Genomic DNA, 15,196 nt, shown 5'->3' with positions numbered 1-15,196 from the left:
ATGAGTCTCATTCCACGCTCAACGAATATTAACCCAAACGAGAAATTTGACACCATCATCATTGGTCTCGGTCCTGCAGCCTACAGTGCTGCACTATACGCTGCTAGGTACATGCTAAAGACGCTTGTAATAGGGGAGACCCCAGGAGGTCAGCTAACTGAGGCAGGAGAAGTGGATGACTACCTGGGCCTTATTGGCGTTCAAGCATCTGAAATGATAAAGTTATTCAATGCTCATGTAGAGAAATACAAGGTACCTATTCTCATGGATAGGGTAGAGTCCTTTAGAAGAGAGGGTGAGGAATATGTGGTCAAAACCAAGAGAAAGGGAGAGTTTAGGGCTTCTACACTAATAGTAGCAGTGGGAACCAAGAGGAGGAAACTTAATGTTCCAGGTGAGAACGAGTTTACCGGTAGAGGTGTATCCTACTGCTCCGTATGTGACGCCCCACTCTTCAAGAATAGGCCAGTAGTTGTAGTGGGGGGAGGAAACTCGGCGTTGGACGGGGCCGAGCTACTTAGCAGGTACGCGACCAAGGTTTACCTTGTGCATAGAAGGGAAGAGTTTAGGGCTCAACCAATAATAGTGAAACTGGTTAAGGAGAAACCAAATGTGGAGTTGATCCTGAACTCCGTGGTCAAGGAAATTAAGGGAGATAAGCTTGTCAGGAAAGTTGTGGTGCAGAATCTGAAAACCGGCGAGGTAAGGGAGATAGATGCCAATGGAATATTCGTGGAAATAGGGTTTGAACCCCCCACTGAGTTCGCTAAGATTAACGGACTAGAGGTGGACGAACAGGGTTACATAAAGGTAGACGACTGGACAAGGACTAACCTACCCGGTGTTTTCGCTGCAGGGGACTGCACCAACAAGTGGATAGGATTTAGACAGGTTGCAACGTCAACAGCAATGGGTGCAGTTGCGGCACACTCAGCTTATAATTATTTGAACGAGAGAAAAGGTAAAACATGATGAGAACTGTCCTAGAAAGGATCTCCGTAGAGGCAACAAAGTACCTTCGAGAGATGAGCGGAAGAGAAGGGATAGACAGGGTATTGGGTACACATGGAGATGATACCACAAAGGTAATAGATAAACTTGCAGAGGATTTTATACTGGAGAAGCTGAACGAAACTGGTCTCCCAATAACATACGTTACTGAGGAAACTGGAACCATAAGAAAGGAAGGGTCAGAATATGTTGCCGTAATTGATCCACTTGATGGTAGTACAAACTTTCTTAACGGTATAACCTGGGCTGCAGTCTCGATCTCAGTCTACTCCTCCAACGGGGCTCCGGTAGCAGGTATAGTGGGAGAAATTTTCTCTGGAAAGACCTATTCATACGACGAGACGGGGGCGTATATTAACGGGGAAAGAGTTGAGAGGGTATCCACACCTAAGCAGAGGATAGTTCTTCCCTACTTTGATAGGAGCAGACTGAGGGAGATCACCCAGGTACTTTCAGCAATAGAGGGGAACTATAAAACCAGAAATCTAGGTGCAGCTTCGCTGGACATGTTGCTTGTCTGCACAGGGAGGGCTTATCTCTTTGTTGATGTTAGAAATAAACTCAGAAACGTGGATATAGCTTCATCACTGAATTTCTGCGAGAAGGTGAACATATCCCCCTTCAGCCTTGAAGGGAAAAGAATAAGGATAGATCTAGAAAAGGTTTCAGTTGTTAAGAACGTGTTGGTTACTCCTGACTCTTCGCTTTCTCAACGGATTTTATCAGCGTGGAAGGCCTTACCTTCTTGAGTGACTCCAACATATCCTCTTTAGTTAACTTCCTGTCAGTTTGTCCCCTTATAATGTCCTTGAGCACCCTTATCTTCGCCTCCCTAGCAACTGCTGCCAAATCAGCTCCAGTGTAATTCTCGGTAAGCTCTGCAATCTTCCTGCAGTCCACCTCTTGACAATTCTCCACCCCAAGGTACTTTTGCAGAATGTCCAGCCTTTCCTCGAGGTTGGGAAGACCCATCTTTATCACTATGTCAAATCTTCCGGGCCTGAGTAGCGCGGGATCTATAACCTTGATCCTGTTTGTGGTACCAATAACCACTACCTCCTTTAGGTTTCTTATTCCGTCCATCTCTGTCAAAAGCTGGTTCACAATTTTTGAGGATTCGCCGTTACCCCTCTGGGTTCTCTTGGATGCAATAGCATCTAGCTCGTCCAAGAGAATTATTGCGGGCCTGTTCTCCCTCGCTCTGTTAAACACTTCCTTTATTGTGGCAACTGCTCCCTCATATCCCTTGTACATTATCTCCGCCACGCTCACTGAAATCAACTTGACATCGAGAGTCTTAGCGAGAGCCTTAGCCATCATGGTCTTACCAACTCCTGGAGGGCCATAAAGTAGGAGCCCCCTAATTGGTGGAACCTTCATCTGCTCCATGAGTCTAGCGTATTTTAGCTGAAGTTCTAGGAGCTCCTTTAGTTCCTGCTTAACCTTCGTGTAGCCACCTATGTCATCCAGAGTTATCTTGTCCTCTCCCTCCTTAGCATCCTCAGATTTCCTAGATCTTCTCTCGTAATCTAGCCTGAACTTTTCGAACTCCTCAAGCATCTGTAAAGTTATACTTGGTTTGTATCTCTGAATAATCTCCATAAAGTCTTGCATAGTTATCTTCCTCTCGGTCTTGCTCTCCAACGCCTCCACAGCCACTTTCCTTGCCGCTTCCTGACATATGTTTGCTAGATCGGCGCCACTATACCTCTCCGTCATCTCTGCTATCTTGGATAGATCCACGTCTGGGGCCAAGGGCTTGCCTGCACAGTGAACCTTCAGTATCTCCAGCCTGGCCTGCTTATTCGGAGGACCTATGAAGATCAACTTATCGAACCTGCCAGCCCTAAGTAATGCCTTATCCAACGTCTGGGGCACGTTAGTGGAACCAACTATTATTACTCCATCATCGCTGTGCAGGCCATCAATCTCCGACAACATGAGGGAAAGTAACCTGGGAGTAACTGAATCACCACTGTGGGTTTCCCTCCTTACACCAATTGTATCTATCTCATCGAAGAACAGGATACATGGGGCATTCTTCCTGGCGTTAGCGAACAACTCCTTGAGCCTGGCCTCGCTTTCCCCGTACCATTTGCTCATGATATCGCTGACATTCACGTAAATGAAGTTCAGTTTAGCCTCGCCAGCCAAAGCCCTCATCATTAGAGTCTTTCCACAACCGGGGGGACCGAAAAGTAATACTCCCTTTGGAGGCCTTAACCCATAGGTCTTGGCTATCTCCTTGTTCTTCAGGGGAAACTCTATGTACTCCCTTATCTCCTTCTTTACATCCTCATAACCTCCAATGTCGTCCCAGGAAGCCTTTCTCTCCTCTTCCTCTCTCTTCTTAGACTTTACCTGAACCTGGGAAGCCCTGTCACTGGTGGTGAAATTGGTAGTAAATCTTTTAAATAGACCCATAAGTATGTAGACTATAATACCAAGTGCTATAAAAAGAATTAGCATTGTCTCGATGTAGCTCATTCTAAGTTATTCTTGACTTGGTCATATATAAGCAGGAGTAAAATAGATTTAGTGATTACTCCTGAGGTCGGACAATATCCTTTGAGCGGCGTTAAAACCTGGAGCCCCAGTTACCCCTCCACCAGGATGTGATCCTGAGCCACATAGATATAGTCCCTGTACCGGTGTGGTGTAATCGTGGTACCCAGGTAGAGGTCTAAAAACGTATAACTGATCGGGCGTCATGTCCAGGTGAAAGATATTCCCCTCAGTTATTCCAAACCTTCTCTCTATATCCAGTGGGGTTAAGACCTCGTATCTAACTGGCTTGAAATTGGGAGCGTACTCCCTTATTTTCTCTATGGATATCTGATATACCAGTTCCCTCATATCGTCCAAGTTCTTGGAGTAGGGAAGATACTGACCGAAGATTGAGAAGGAGAACTTACCCGGAGGGGCAACCGTGGGATCCACTGAGGACTGTATGTTTATGGAAAGCCAAGGTTCCTTGGAGTAACCAAGGGATTTGGCGTCAATGAAGGCCCTCTCAACGTAGTCGACAGAGGGCAGAATAAGCTCAGACGCCACGTGCTCTGGGCCTAAAGTAGTCCCGTTCCCGAAATTGGGCAGTTCCTCGGTGTAACCCACGATCTTGAATGAGACTCCCCTGCTCTTCAGCGACCTGACCCTCCTGAGGAAGTCCTCGTCCAGTTCAGCGTCCCGAAGGAGCCTCAGGAAGGTGGTTTTAGGATCCGCGTTGGACACAACAATCCTTGAATAAACGGTTTTGCCGTTAGTTAGTTTAACACCTTCCACTTTCCCTCCCTTTACTAAAATGCTGTCAACCTCGGCCCCAGTGAATATTTCCACCCCAAGGTGCTCAGCCGACCTCCTGAGCGCTTGAGTAACACCACCCATTCCACCCTTAACGTATCCCCACGCACCCTTCACACCATTAACTTCCCCAAGGACGTGATGAGCTAGAACATAGGCAGTCCCAGGGGTAGAGGGAGAGGCCATTGTCCCCACTACGGCGTCCTCAACGAGGGCTGCCTTGACCTCCTCGGACTCAAAGAACTCGTTCAGAAGAGAGGACGCGTCCTGAACCACTGACCTTAATGGAAAAGCCAGTTCCGAGAGATTTAGACCCTGAACCTTGGCTAGGGAGAGGAGACTATCCAAGTCATCCCAAGAGGGTGGGGGAGACAACATCAGGAGATCCGCCAATTCATAGAAGGGATCCCAGAACTTGAGCCACTTCTCGTACGCCAAAGCATCTTTCCTGGAAAATTTCTCTATTTCCTTCTGTGTCTTCTTGAGATCGCTCCAAATGTAAAGTGACCTCCCATTACCAAAGGGGACGAAGAGCCCGGGATCCTTAGTTATTACCTCGAGTCCAAATTGCTCGAGTCTCAGATCCCTTATGATCCTAGGTCTCAGAAGGCTGAGAACGTAGGCGCCTGTGGAAACCTTTACCCCCGGCCACAACTCCTCTGTAACGGAGGCGCCTCCAACGATGTCCCTCCTCTCAAACACGGCGACCTTAAGCCCATTCATGGCTAGATAAGACGCGGTGACAAGACCGTTGTGACCACCGCCCACAATGGCCACGTCGTACATGGTGTCACTTCCTCTGTCCCAGCCAGACTATAACGGATAGAGCTACCCCAACGGCTATGAAGGCAATGGCCACGTAGGACATGGTCACTAAAATTTCTGATATTGGCATGTAGCTATTTTAATAAAATGGGGTTTTAACACTAATCGTATGTCATTGATATACCCCGACTATAGCAAGAACCTATATTCCCTCGGATGCGGTATCGCCAAGTGGTTAGGTGTTGAGTTACAATGTAACACCAGCTACTCCCTGACCGGGAAAAAGCTGGTCCTCCTCATACTAGACGGTTTTGGATGGAACATCATGGAAAGCTCACTGGGCGAAGTGAAGGAGACCATCAAGATACATGGGGTTTTCCCCTCGACCACCTCGGCCACTCTAGCTTCAATATTCACAGGTAAGACCCCAGCCGAACACGGAATCCTTGGCTATAATACCTACGTGAAAAGACTGGGTGGAATAGTAAACGTCTTGAGGTACACCCACCCAACCCTAAATGAGAGGGACAGCCTCTCCGACGGGCTTCCCTTTGAGAAAGCTTTCCCAGAGGCAAAGGGTTACCTCTCGCAAGTGAAGGAAGGGACAGCCTCTGTTCTACCACAGGGAATTGAAAATACCCAGTTCACTACCACAGTTCAGGGAACTACCCAGGAGACCAAGACCTACCTGAACGTATGGGACGCCTATGAGTCGCTTAAACAACTCATGGATAAGGGGACCAGGTTCATCTATGCCTATATCCCTGACATAGATTCCCTTGCCCACAAGTATGGTCCCTATGCAGACCCAGTTAAGCTCGCCACCAGAGAAATCTTCATGAGATTTTACTCCCTCCTTAAGGAAAGGACCGACTACACTTCCATCATAACTGCGGATCACGGACTTGTGGATACGACGCAGAGAATTGAGATTGATAAGGACCAAGAACTCATGAACATGCTGGAGATACCTCCCTACGGGGACTCCAGGGCCCTCTTTCTGAGGTCTAGGTACGACCTCAAGGTCTTCCTAGAGAGTAGATATAACCTCAAGGTGTTTGACAGGGATGAGACCCTTAAGCTCCTGGGAGGGGTAGACAAGGTCCCAGAGAGTATGCCAGATTTCGTGGGCGTTCCCCTGGACTACTCGTCCTATTTCTTTAACTTCAGGGAGAAATCAAACTACACAAGACTTAAAGGCCATCACGGTGGCCTCCTAAGAGAAGAGTTGGAAGTTCCATTGGTGATGATTAATGGTTGAGTTCTTCAGTCCTACCTGGGACGACATAGAGGAACAGATATTTCGGATTGCGAGGAAAATGGCAACGGAGTCCTTTTACCCTGACGTCATAGTGGCAATACTGACGGGAGGAGTTATTCCAGCAAAGTTGTTTGCGGACATACTTAACATGAAAAATATAAAGTATATTGATATTAAATTCTATAGGGATGTGAACCAGACAGAGAGCAAACCAGTAATAAGGGCAGTTTACGTGAACGACCTTGAGAACAAGAAGGTACTGGTAGTTGATGACGTCTCGGACACTGGCGAAACACTCGAGGCAGTTACCAACGTGATTTCCATGTTCTCTCCTAGGCTCATAAGGACGGCAACCCTCTACGTAAAGCCGTGGTCCAGAAAGATACCTGACTATTTTGGGGAACAGGTCGGGAAGTGGATAATCTTTCCGTGGGATAAGTGGGACGTGGTGAGATCTAACCCTGAGGCACCAGTCGCCAAGAAGGAAAAATACTTCGAATTACACGAAATCTTCTCCAAGATGAAAAGCTAGAATATGATGGGTTCCTTATACTCTCCCCATATTTCCCTGAGCGCTGAACTTATCTCTCCCACTGTACAACCCTTCTTGATGGCGTCGAGGACGTATGGGAATAGGTTGACAGACGAATTTTCTGCAGCCTTTCTCAGGGCATTGAGGGAGTCCCTCACCTTCATTTGATCCCTCTCTGACTTGTACTTCTTTAGCCTTGTAAGAACCCTCTCCCTGATCTCAGGGTTCACCCTAAACACCTCAGTTGTTCCGATCCAATCAGGCTCGTAGGACATGTTAACTCCTACCCTGATCATCTCTCCTTCCTCTATCTTTTTCTGAAGCCTATAGGCGCTCTCCGCAATCTCCGCTTGCGGGAATCCCCTCTCAACCGCCTTCATCATCCCACCCATACCTTCAACCCTTTCGATTATCTTCCAGGCTCTCTCCTCGATTTCGTCAGTTAACCATTCCACGTAGTATGATCCTGCTAGTGGATCCACTGTCTCGGTAGATCCGCTCTCATAGGCCACAATTTGCTGTACCCTTATGGCGATCTTAGCAGCCTTCTCGCTGGGAAGAGCTACCGCCTCGTCATACGAGTTTACGTGCAGGCTCTGCGTGCCTCCTAAAGCCGCAGCTAAAGCCTGAATTGTAGTTCTAATGATGTTTATCTCCGGTTGTTGGGCAGTCAGTTCTGCTCCTCCAGTCTGCGTGTGAAACTTCAGGGTCATGGAATCTGGCTTCTTGGCGTTAAACATGTCCCTCATTATCTTGGCCCACATCCTCCTGGCAGCCCTAAACTTAGCTACTTCCTCGAAAAGATTTGTGTAACCTGCGAAGAAGAAGGAGAGAGTGGGAGCGAAGTCGTCAACAGGTATCCCTCTTTCCGCAGTTCTCCTCACGTACTCTATCCCGTCAGCCAGCGTGAAAGCCACTTCCAGGACCGCATCAGCTCCCGCTTCCCTTATGTGATAACCGCTTATGCTGATGGGATGCCACTTGGGTATGTTCTTGTAGGAGTACTCGATGATGTCTATTGCGTACCTCATGGAGGGCTCAGGAGGATAAATGTAGTTCTTCCTTGCAATGTACTCCTTGAGTATATCGTTCTGAACAGTTCCGTCTATCTCCGTGGGGCTAACACCTCTGCTCTCTGCAGTTGCAACATACATAGAAAGAAGCTCCATTGCAGTTGCGTTAATTGTCATTGACGTCGAGACCTTGTTCAGAGGTATCTGATTGGTAACGATGTCCATCTCTTTCCAGTGGAACATGGAAACGCCAACAACTCCAACCTCAGTGTAAGCCAACTCGTTATCTGGGTCCAATCCCAGCTGTGTTGGGAGATCAAAGGCAGTGCTCAACCCGGTCTGACCTGCCTCCAATAGTTTCCTGAACCTAGCGTTGGTATCCTCGGCTGACCCAAATCCAGCATACTGCCTAATAGTCCATATCCTTCCCCTATACATGTTGGGGTAGATTCCCCTGGTGTAGGGGTACTCCCCAGGGAAGCCTATCTTCTCCTCATAATCTCCCTTAAGGTCCAGGGGAGTGTAGAGTGTTTTTATTTCAATTCCAGAGGGTGTAGTGAACTTGTTTTTCCTCTCCTTTCTTTTAGATATCCAAGGCTGTAAATATTTAGTTTCCCATTCCTTAACCCTCTCAGGAGTAACCATCAGGAAATACCCAGTTACAGTTTGCTTATACAGTATATAACCTTTGCTTTTTACTTAAACTTATATAGGAAAAATCATCACAGATTCCCATGGAAACCTTAGATATAGATCACGTGGGAGTTGCAGTTGAAAATCTAGAGGAAGCCATAAAGTTATACACAGAGAAGATGGGAATGAAACTGGTGCATCGGGAGGATTTACCGGACAGGGGAATAAAGGTGGCCTTCCTTACAGGAAATGAAGGAACCACTGCGGTGGAACTCATGGAGCCCATGAACCATGAGGATCCAAACAACACTGTAGCAAAGTTTCTAAAGACAAGGGGACAGGGGATGCATCACCTGGCAGTTAAGGTAAAGGATATCAATTCCTCCCTGAGAGACCTAGAGGGGAAGGGATTAACCTTGATTGACAAGAACGGTAGAAAGGGGGCCAGAGGTCACCTAGTGGCCTTCGTTCATCCAAAGAGCGTTATGGGTCTACTCCTAGAGCTTGTTCAAGAAACCCATTAAAACAGTTTAAACTTTAAGCGTAAATTTTATATTTTCTCAATCAAAGATTTAAATGTGATCCACCATGCCCACCAAGAGATCAAAGGATATATTTAGTTACTTTGATGATCTCGTAAGGCAAATTGAGGAAGAGTTTGAGGCCATGGAGAGGGAGTTCTTTAGGGCTGCTGAAAAGGGAGAGGTCAAGAGCTATGGACCTTACGTCTATGGATTCAAGGTAACTGTGGGACCTGACGGTAAACCCGTAGTGGAGGAGTTTGGCAACGTTAAAAGGCTGGGTAACAGGCCACTTCTCAGCGAGGAAAGGGAGCCCTTAGTTGATGTAATCGAGAAGAACGATGAGATCAGGGTAGTTGCTGAGGTTCCGGGTGTTGACAAGAACGACATAAAGGTTAAGGTCAATGGAGATCTACTGGTGATATCGGCAAACTCTCAGGACAAGAAGTACTACAAGGAAGTGGAGCTACCAGCTCCCGTTGACGAAAACACAGCTAAGGCTAACTACAAGAACGGCGTGCTAGAAGTGGTAATGAAGAAGAAGGCAGTAGCTACTGGGAAGGATATAAAGGTCGAGTAACCTTAGCCTTGTCATTTTTTATGAAACTCGTTCCAGAGGAATCCTTGATAATTACTGTAAACTGTATTTTTCCATCCATTGCTTGCCTAATCTTATCGCATTTCTTGTTCTTGCAAAGAGACCCCATGTTATCCATTATGATCTCCAGAAGGCCTCTAATCGTGGATACGGCCCCCTGATAGGACGAGCCGGGAATAACCTCAACTCCAAGTTCCGGAATGTAAAGTTCGGCAAAGGCTGACCTATACACTAGGGATGACAGGTCCTCCTCCGAGGTCACAAGGAGCGAAATCTCCACGGGCACTCCAGTCTCGTAGGGCTTAACGTCCCTGTACAGGTAATGACAAGCTGTGCATTCCCAGTATGATAGAAGTAACTTACCTGTTGGTGTGTCATACACGTAATCCTTGGCTTGAAAGGTATCCTTTTTACAAACAGGACATTTGAAGACCTGGTCCATGATTAGCTCGGGCTCCATGGCGATCAACCAAAATTTAATTTGGTATTATTACAGATAATATGCTCAGAGTAACCAAGGTATGAGATTTCCACGAGAGAACGATATTGGGAAGATAGAATATAAACTTATTCTATCGAATCTTAACGAACAAAGACTCCAAGAACTAGCTACACAAATGAAGTACAGACTTGAGGAGGGAGGAGGCGAGGCTCTGTACGTGGTTGGCGTTAGTGATGAGGGTGAAGCCATAGGCCTTTCCATGGAGGAACTGGAAGCTACCATAAACACTGTGGAAAGAATAGCTTCCATGATAAGCGCTAAAATCTCTCATAAGAGGATAGTGAAGGTAAAGGATGACCTCTACGTTGGAGAGCTTCTTGTGAGAATACATAGGGATAAAATTCCTATCCAGATCAATGTCGCTGTGATGGGACACGTTAATGCTGGGAAGAGTACGCTAACTGGAACGTTAATCCTGGGAAAACTTGATGACGGGAACGGGTCTCTCAGGAGTGCCGTTGCGAGGTACTTGCACGAGGTGATCAGCGGTAGAACATCATCCATAACCATGAGGCTTCTTGGTTTTGACAGTACAGGTAACCCTGTGAATCCGCAGTGTAGAGATCCCACGGATGAGGCAGAAATAACCCTAAAGAGCGCGAAGACGATCAGACTGATTGACCTTGGGGGCCACGAAAGATATCTTAGGACCACGCTGAAGGGCCTCCTGGGATATGAGGTTGACTACGTGATGCTTGTGGTGGGGGCAGACGATGGATTAAGTATCATGGGTAGAGAGCACCTGGCTGTTTCCACGGTGCTCAAGTTCCCAATCTTCGTCGTGATTACCAAGGTGGACAAGTTCCCGGAGTCAAGGACGGCTGAGATAGTGAACCAAGTGAAGGAAGTCCTCAAGATACCGGGAATAAACAGGCTGGCCATGGAAGTTGAAGACGAGGGAGATGTCCTAAACGGGATTATAGGCATAAGGTCGAAAAGGGTCGTTCCGATCTTCAAGGTCTCAAACGTCACGGGTCAAGGCCTAAATCTCCTGATTAAATTCCTCAATCTACTTCCGCCAAGGAGGTCAACGCCATCCTCAGACCCCCTGGTATATATTGATGAGACCTACAATGTACCGGGAGTAGGACCTGTGGTACTGGGCTCAGTTATCCGGGGAAAGGTCTCAACTAACGATAGCCTGCTCATTGGTCCCAGCAAGTATAACGAGTTCAAAGAGGTCAGAATAAAAAGCATTCAGTTGAACAGGGTTTTCGTAGACTCGGTGAATCAAGGATCCATAGCAACCTTTGCACTTCAGGGGATAGAAAGGGATAGCCTAAGGAAGGGAATGGTGCTAGTAAAGGCGAAACCTAGGGCGGTGAAGAGTTTCTGGGCCAGAGTTATACTTCTTCATCACCCAACAACCATAAAGGAGGGTTACGTGGCCACGCTTCACCTTCATACGATCAGACAGGCTGTAAGGTTCGTGAAGATAGAGAAGGGAATTCTAAGGACTGGGGACAGCTCTGATGTAGAGCTAGATTTCATGTTCAGATCAGAGTACGTGGAGCCAGGGCAGATATTCGTATTTAGGGAGGGTAGAACTAGGGGTTTAGGTATTATAACTAAGATTGATTAATTTTTGATAAAGTGCAGGATATAATCTGCCTTGATACGTCCTCTGCCTGTTTACTGACTGTGTTCATTAGGGCCTTGGCCAGTGAACCCTCCATCGAGTACTCTGCCTCCCAATGAAGCTCGCTTCCTTGAATGTTAAGCCTAGTCCTGATTAAGACAATTAAACCTGGGCCATCAACCTGAAGGAGATTATTCACCTCATGTTCCCTGACTTCGTACTCCTTCACCTCACCGGATAACTCCGCTCTTAATGGGCCAAGCTTTGCCTCTATCACAAACTTCTTACCGTTAATGCTCTTGACTCCTGGTATGCACTGAAGGAGGTTACCTTCATCTGAGAAGAAGGAGAGGGCCCTATCCTCGCTCTTGATCTTCTCCAGACCTGTTAACTTATTCATTTCTTCTCTACCTTGTTCTTTATACAATCAAAAAGATCAGAAATAAGCTTGTTCACAGCAGGATCCATTAGCCTTGCCCCCACAGAGGCAAGCACTCCAGCTACTTTAACCTCAGCGTCATAGGTAAGCTTCCCATCATCCACCTTAACCTGAGCCACTATATCTACGTTACTGTTCAATCCTGTTCCCTTGGCACTTATCGTCATACTGTCCATGGGCTTAACGTTGGTAAAGGTCACGGTTGCCTTGTATTCTCCCTTAATGAAACCAATTCCAGCAGATCCAACTACCTTGTATGCGTCACCTTCCTTAGTAATACTCTTTATTCCCGGAAAACATGACGAGACGGACTCAGGATTGCTCAGTATTCCCCAAATAGTTGACTTATCCACGTTAAGTTTTACCTCACCTTGATACTTCATGAGATACCTAAAACCTCCATAAGAAAAAAGTTTTACATCAAACAGGTTGATTTTCATCAACTACTTAAAAACGCGTGTGAGTAGTTAAGGAAAATGAGGGTTAAGGTTAGGTACTTCGCGCTGGTTAAGGATATTACGGGGAAGGACTCCGAAGAGATTGATACTCGCTGCAGTAAATTGAATTGCCTTTTGGACGAATTGGTCGAAAAGTACGGCCCTAGGTTTAAGGCCCTGTTGCAGGGACAAGTATCAGGCGTAAAGGTGTTCTTTCTCGTAAACGGGAAAATGAACGTCGAGGAAATTAGGGAAGGAGATGAAGTAGCAATTCTTCCCCCTCCGGCTGGCGGGGATATGAGGAGAGGAAAACTGGACATCCTTGAGGAGATAAGGAGATTCAGGGCGACAGCGCCACCTGAGGCCGGCTCCATGGTTATCTACGTGGGATTTGTGAAGGGAATCGTTGAGGGTCATCAGGTCAAGAATCTAGTTTATGAGGCCTACGAAAGCTACACGCAGGCCCGATTGAAAGAGATAGAGAACGAGATTAAGAGCAGGTACAAGGACGTTCTAGACATAAGGATCATTCACGCCATAGATAACATGAAGCCCGGGGACGATGTTATCCTGATAATGGCCATAGGGCGGGGAAGGAAGGACTCAATAGACGCAATCAGGGAGGCAATAGAGCTGGTTAAGCATACCACAGGGATATGGAAACTTGAGATCAGGGATGACGGAGAGTTTTGGGTTGTAGCTGGCAACACAAGGGTGAAGAGGGAGTGAAAAAGCCCGTAGTTATGGCCATTGGCGGATTTGACAGTGGAGGAGGGGCGGGGGTAGAGAGCGACATTAAGGTTTTGGAGTCAATAGGTGTTCATGGGGTTGGAGCCATAACAGCCATCACGGCTCAGAACAGCTTGGGAATTAAGGACATTGCTGTTGTCGGCTCCAATTCGCTCAAGAAACAAATTGAGACCATTCTGGAGGACTTCAAGGTGAGCTCAGGTAAGACTGGAATGATCGTTAACGGTGAGCAAATGAAAGTCGTATTTGAGGCGGCGAATTTCCCACTGGTGGTGGATCCGGTAATCTACGCTAAGGATGGGACAAAGCTCATAGAGGATCTAGAATCCTTCAAAAAGTTTCTGCTCCCTCGGGCCACAGTAATAACTCCCAACGCTGTAGAGGCGGGTATACTCCTCGGGATGAAGGTAGAAACTCTGCAGGATCAGATAACTGCATCAAAGCTCATTCACGAGAGGTTCTCAGTGCCCTACGTGGTGGTGAAAGGGGGACACGTGAAGTCCTCAGAGAGCGTTGATGTGCTGTACGACGGCAGAGAGGTGATCCAGTTGAGTTCCCCAAGATTGCCCGGAAGGAATACCCACGGAACCGGGAGCATTTTCGCATCAAGCATTGCCGGAATGCTAGCCAAGGGGTTTCCTATGAAGGAGGCGGTAAGACGGGCCAAGAGTATCACGGAGGAAAGTATTCGATATGGTCTTGAAATAGGCAGGGGAATAGGGCCAGTGGATCCTATGGTCCCACTGGAGAAGATGGCCATGAAGGCAGGGGTTATGAAGGATCTGGAGATTTTTGCCGAGTTCGTTGAGAGAGAAAAAAACTTCTATCTCCTAGTGCCAGAGGTTCAGTCAAATCTTGCCCATTCCATTGACCCGAAATACGTTACTGGAATTGAGGACATAGCCACGTTCAGGGGAAGGATCATCAGGGAGTGGGGTGGAAGGGTGAGGGTGGGGTTCCCAGCGGCTTTCGGCTATCCCACACACACTGCAAGGTTACTATTGTCAATAATAAATAAACAGGGAGTTGGGGATACGCTCATTAACATTAGATACGATCCCAAGATTGTGGAATCGTTAAAGAGAATCGGATACGAGGTTGTGGAGGTCCATAGGGAGCTAGAGCCCCAAGGTCAAGAGGGGAAAACCATGAGTTGGATAGTGGATTACGTTTACGAGAACTTGGGCAAAATTCCGAACGTGATTTTCGATAGGGGGATGATAGGCAAAGAGGCTATGATAAGACTCTGGACGTCATCAATAGAGGAAATGATGGAATCCCTGACCAGTCTTTTGAGGGAGATAGGGAAATGAAACTTGAGAGACTAATAGTGGGATGCAAGAACCTCGTGAGAACTGGGTGGATGCAGAGGGGAGTGCCACCAAGTGTGGGAGAAACCGTAGCTGGGCACAGCTTTGAGGCAGGAGTCATTGCCTACGTGGTTGCCTCAAAACTAAGGGAGAAGGGTCATAACGTGAACCCAGACCGGGCAGCCGTAATAGCCCTGTTTCACGATGTTGGCGAAAGTCTAATTGGCGATCTGCCCAAGTGGTTTACGGATAGGGCGAGCAAGGAGAGAATAGAGCTCTCTGCGATAGAGGAACTAGGTGTTGGAAAGGAACTCTTCCTGGAGTACGAGAGAAGGGATACGCTGGAGGGAGCGGTAGCGAAGTTCTCAGAAATGATGGCTACTTACAAGCAGGCACTGAGATACAAGAGGCAAGGCTACCCAGTAGATGAAATCATTGAAACCTACAGTAAAAAATTAGAGGAGATATGGAGATTGGAGCCCTTCTCATTGTATAGAAGGGAGATAGAGGAGATTCTCTTTAACGAAGACAAATGATATTTAAGG

The 15,196-nt window shown here is 47.2% G+C and carries 16 protein-coding genes; 10 read left to right on the top strand and 6 right to left on the bottom strand.

Annotated elements, in window-relative coordinates:
- Positions 1 to 972, top strand: coding sequence for a thioredoxin-disulfide reductase (trxB, locus tag ACI49J_RS08470; protein ID WP_240254905.1), 972 nt, complete (start codon positions 1 to 3; stop codon positions 970 to 972).
- Positions 972 to 1,760, top strand: coding sequence for an inositol monophosphatase family protein (locus tag ACI49J_RS08465; protein ID WP_240254906.1), 789 nt, complete (start codon positions 972 to 974; stop codon positions 1,758 to 1,760). Before trxB ends, ACI49J_RS08465 begins: the two co-directional genes overlap by 1 nt.
- On the opposite strand, the gene ACI49J_RS08460 is transcribed toward ACI49J_RS08465, so the two are convergent.
- Positions 1,699 to 3,498 (bottom strand): AAA family ATPase, encoded by a 1,800-nt coding sequence (locus ACI49J_RS08460; RefSeq protein ID WP_240254907.1) that lies wholly within the window; start codon positions 3,496 to 3,498, stop codon positions 1,699 to 1,701. The genes ACI49J_RS08465 and ACI49J_RS08460 overlap by 62 nt on opposite strands.
- 48 nt (positions 3,499 to 3,546) lie before the next feature.
- The gene (locus ACI49J_RS08455) at positions 3,547 to 5,097 is read right to left on the bottom strand and encodes an NAD(P)/FAD-dependent oxidoreductase (protein WP_240254908.1); all 1,551 of its coding nucleotides are present in this window, start codon (positions 5,095 to 5,097) and stop codon (positions 3,547 to 3,549) included.
- A 148-nt stretch (positions 5,098 to 5,245) separates the two neighbouring features.
- On the opposite strand from ACI49J_RS08455, the gene ACI49J_RS08450 reads away from it, so the two are divergent.
- The gene (locus tag ACI49J_RS08450; RefSeq protein WP_240254909.1) at positions 5,246 to 6,337 is read left to right on the top strand and encodes an alkaline phosphatase family protein; all 1,092 of its coding nucleotides are present in this window, start codon (positions 5,246 to 5,248) and stop codon (positions 6,335 to 6,337) included.
- Entirely contained in the window at positions 6,330 to 6,869 is a 540-nt protein-coding gene (locus tag ACI49J_RS08445) for a phosphoribosyltransferase (RefSeq protein WP_240254910.1), read from the top strand. The genes ACI49J_RS08450 and ACI49J_RS08445 overlap by 8 nt, the downstream gene beginning before the upstream one ends.
- Here the strand turns inward: ACI49J_RS08445 and ACI49J_RS08440 are convergent.
- Complete coding sequence (locus ACI49J_RS08440; RefSeq protein ID WP_240254911.1) at positions 6,866 to 8,527, bottom strand: methylmalonyl-CoA mutase; 1,662 nt, start codon at positions 8,525 to 8,527, stop codon at positions 6,866 to 6,868. The genes ACI49J_RS08445 and ACI49J_RS08440 overlap by 4 nt on opposite strands.
- Before the next feature lie 89 nt (positions 8,528 to 8,616).
- Between ACI49J_RS08440 and mce the strand changes: the two genes are divergently transcribed.
- Both mce and hsp20 read left to right on the top strand, forming a co-directional pair.
- Positions 8,617 to 9,039 (top strand): methylmalonyl-CoA epimerase, encoded by a 423-nt coding sequence (gene mce, locus ACI49J_RS08435; protein ID WP_012020601.1) that lies wholly within the window; start codon positions 8,617 to 8,619, stop codon positions 9,037 to 9,039.
- Positions 9,040 to 9,103: 64 nt separating this feature from the next.
- Complete coding sequence (hsp20, locus tag ACI49J_RS08430) at positions 9,104 to 9,616, top strand: archaeal heat shock protein Hsp20 (RefSeq protein ID WP_240254912.1); 513 nt, start codon at positions 9,104 to 9,106, stop codon at positions 9,614 to 9,616.
- Here the strand turns inward: hsp20 and ACI49J_RS08425 are convergent.
- Entirely contained in the window at positions 9,588 to 10,094 is a 507-nt protein-coding gene (locus ACI49J_RS08425) for a ZPR1 zinc finger domain-containing protein (protein WP_240254913.1), read from the bottom strand. The two genes, hsp20 and ACI49J_RS08425, sit on opposite strands and share 29 nt — an antisense overlap.
- Before the next feature lie 61 nt (positions 10,095 to 10,155).
- Between ACI49J_RS08425 and ACI49J_RS08420 the strand changes: the two genes are divergently transcribed.
- Positions 10,156 to 11,718: a GTPBP1 family GTP-binding protein gene (locus ACI49J_RS08420; protein WP_240254914.1), complete on the top strand. Its 1,563-nt coding sequence runs from the start codon at positions 10,156 to 10,158 to the stop codon at positions 11,716 to 11,718.
- On the opposite strand, the gene ACI49J_RS08415 is transcribed toward ACI49J_RS08420, so the two are convergent.
- The gene (locus tag ACI49J_RS08415; protein ID WP_240254915.1) at positions 11,705 to 12,115 is read right to left on the bottom strand and encodes an SRPBCC domain-containing protein; all 411 of its coding nucleotides are present in this window, start codon (positions 12,113 to 12,115) and stop codon (positions 11,705 to 11,707) included. The genes ACI49J_RS08420 and ACI49J_RS08415 overlap by 14 nt on opposite strands.
- Positions 12,112 to 12,537: a CoxG family protein gene (locus tag ACI49J_RS08410; RefSeq protein ID WP_012020606.1), complete on the bottom strand. Its 426-nt coding sequence runs from the start codon at positions 12,535 to 12,537 to the stop codon at positions 12,112 to 12,114. Before ACI49J_RS08410 ends, ACI49J_RS08415 begins: the two co-directional genes overlap by 4 nt.
- A 93-nt stretch (positions 12,538 to 12,630) precedes the next feature.
- Here ACI49J_RS08410 and ACI49J_RS08405 point away from each other — a divergent pair, with 93 nt between their 5' ends.
- The 3 genes from ACI49J_RS08405 to ACI49J_RS08395 are packed head-to-tail and all read left to right on the top strand — an operon-like array spanning position 12,631 to position 15,187.
- On the top strand, positions 12,631 to 13,320 hold the full coding sequence (locus tag ACI49J_RS08405) for a MoaD family protein (RefSeq protein ID WP_240254919.1): 690 nt from the start codon (positions 12,631 to 12,633) through the stop codon (positions 13,318 to 13,320).
- Positions 13,317 to 14,654 (top strand): bifunctional hydroxymethylpyrimidine kinase/phosphomethylpyrimidine kinase, encoded by a 1,338-nt coding sequence (thiD, locus tag ACI49J_RS08400; protein ID WP_240254921.1) that lies wholly within the window; start codon positions 13,317 to 13,319, stop codon positions 14,652 to 14,654. The genes ACI49J_RS08405 and thiD overlap by 4 nt, the downstream gene beginning before the upstream one ends.
- Positions 14,651 to 15,187 (top strand): HD family hydrolase, encoded by a 537-nt coding sequence (locus tag ACI49J_RS08395; protein WP_240254923.1) that lies wholly within the window; start codon positions 14,651 to 14,653, stop codon positions 15,185 to 15,187. Before thiD ends, ACI49J_RS08395 begins: the two co-directional genes overlap by 4 nt.
- The last annotated feature ends 9 nt before the right edge of the window (positions 15,188 to 15,196 follow it).

It is taken from the genome of Metallosphaera sp. D4-4 (genome assembly GCF_046245145.1).
GTDB classification, from domain to species: Archaea; Thermoproteota; Thermoprotei_A; order Sulfolobales; family Sulfolobaceae; genus Metallosphaera; species Metallosphaera sedula.
Note: the sequence above shows the minus strand (reverse complement) of the source record. Positions and strands in the feature narration are given on the sequence as shown.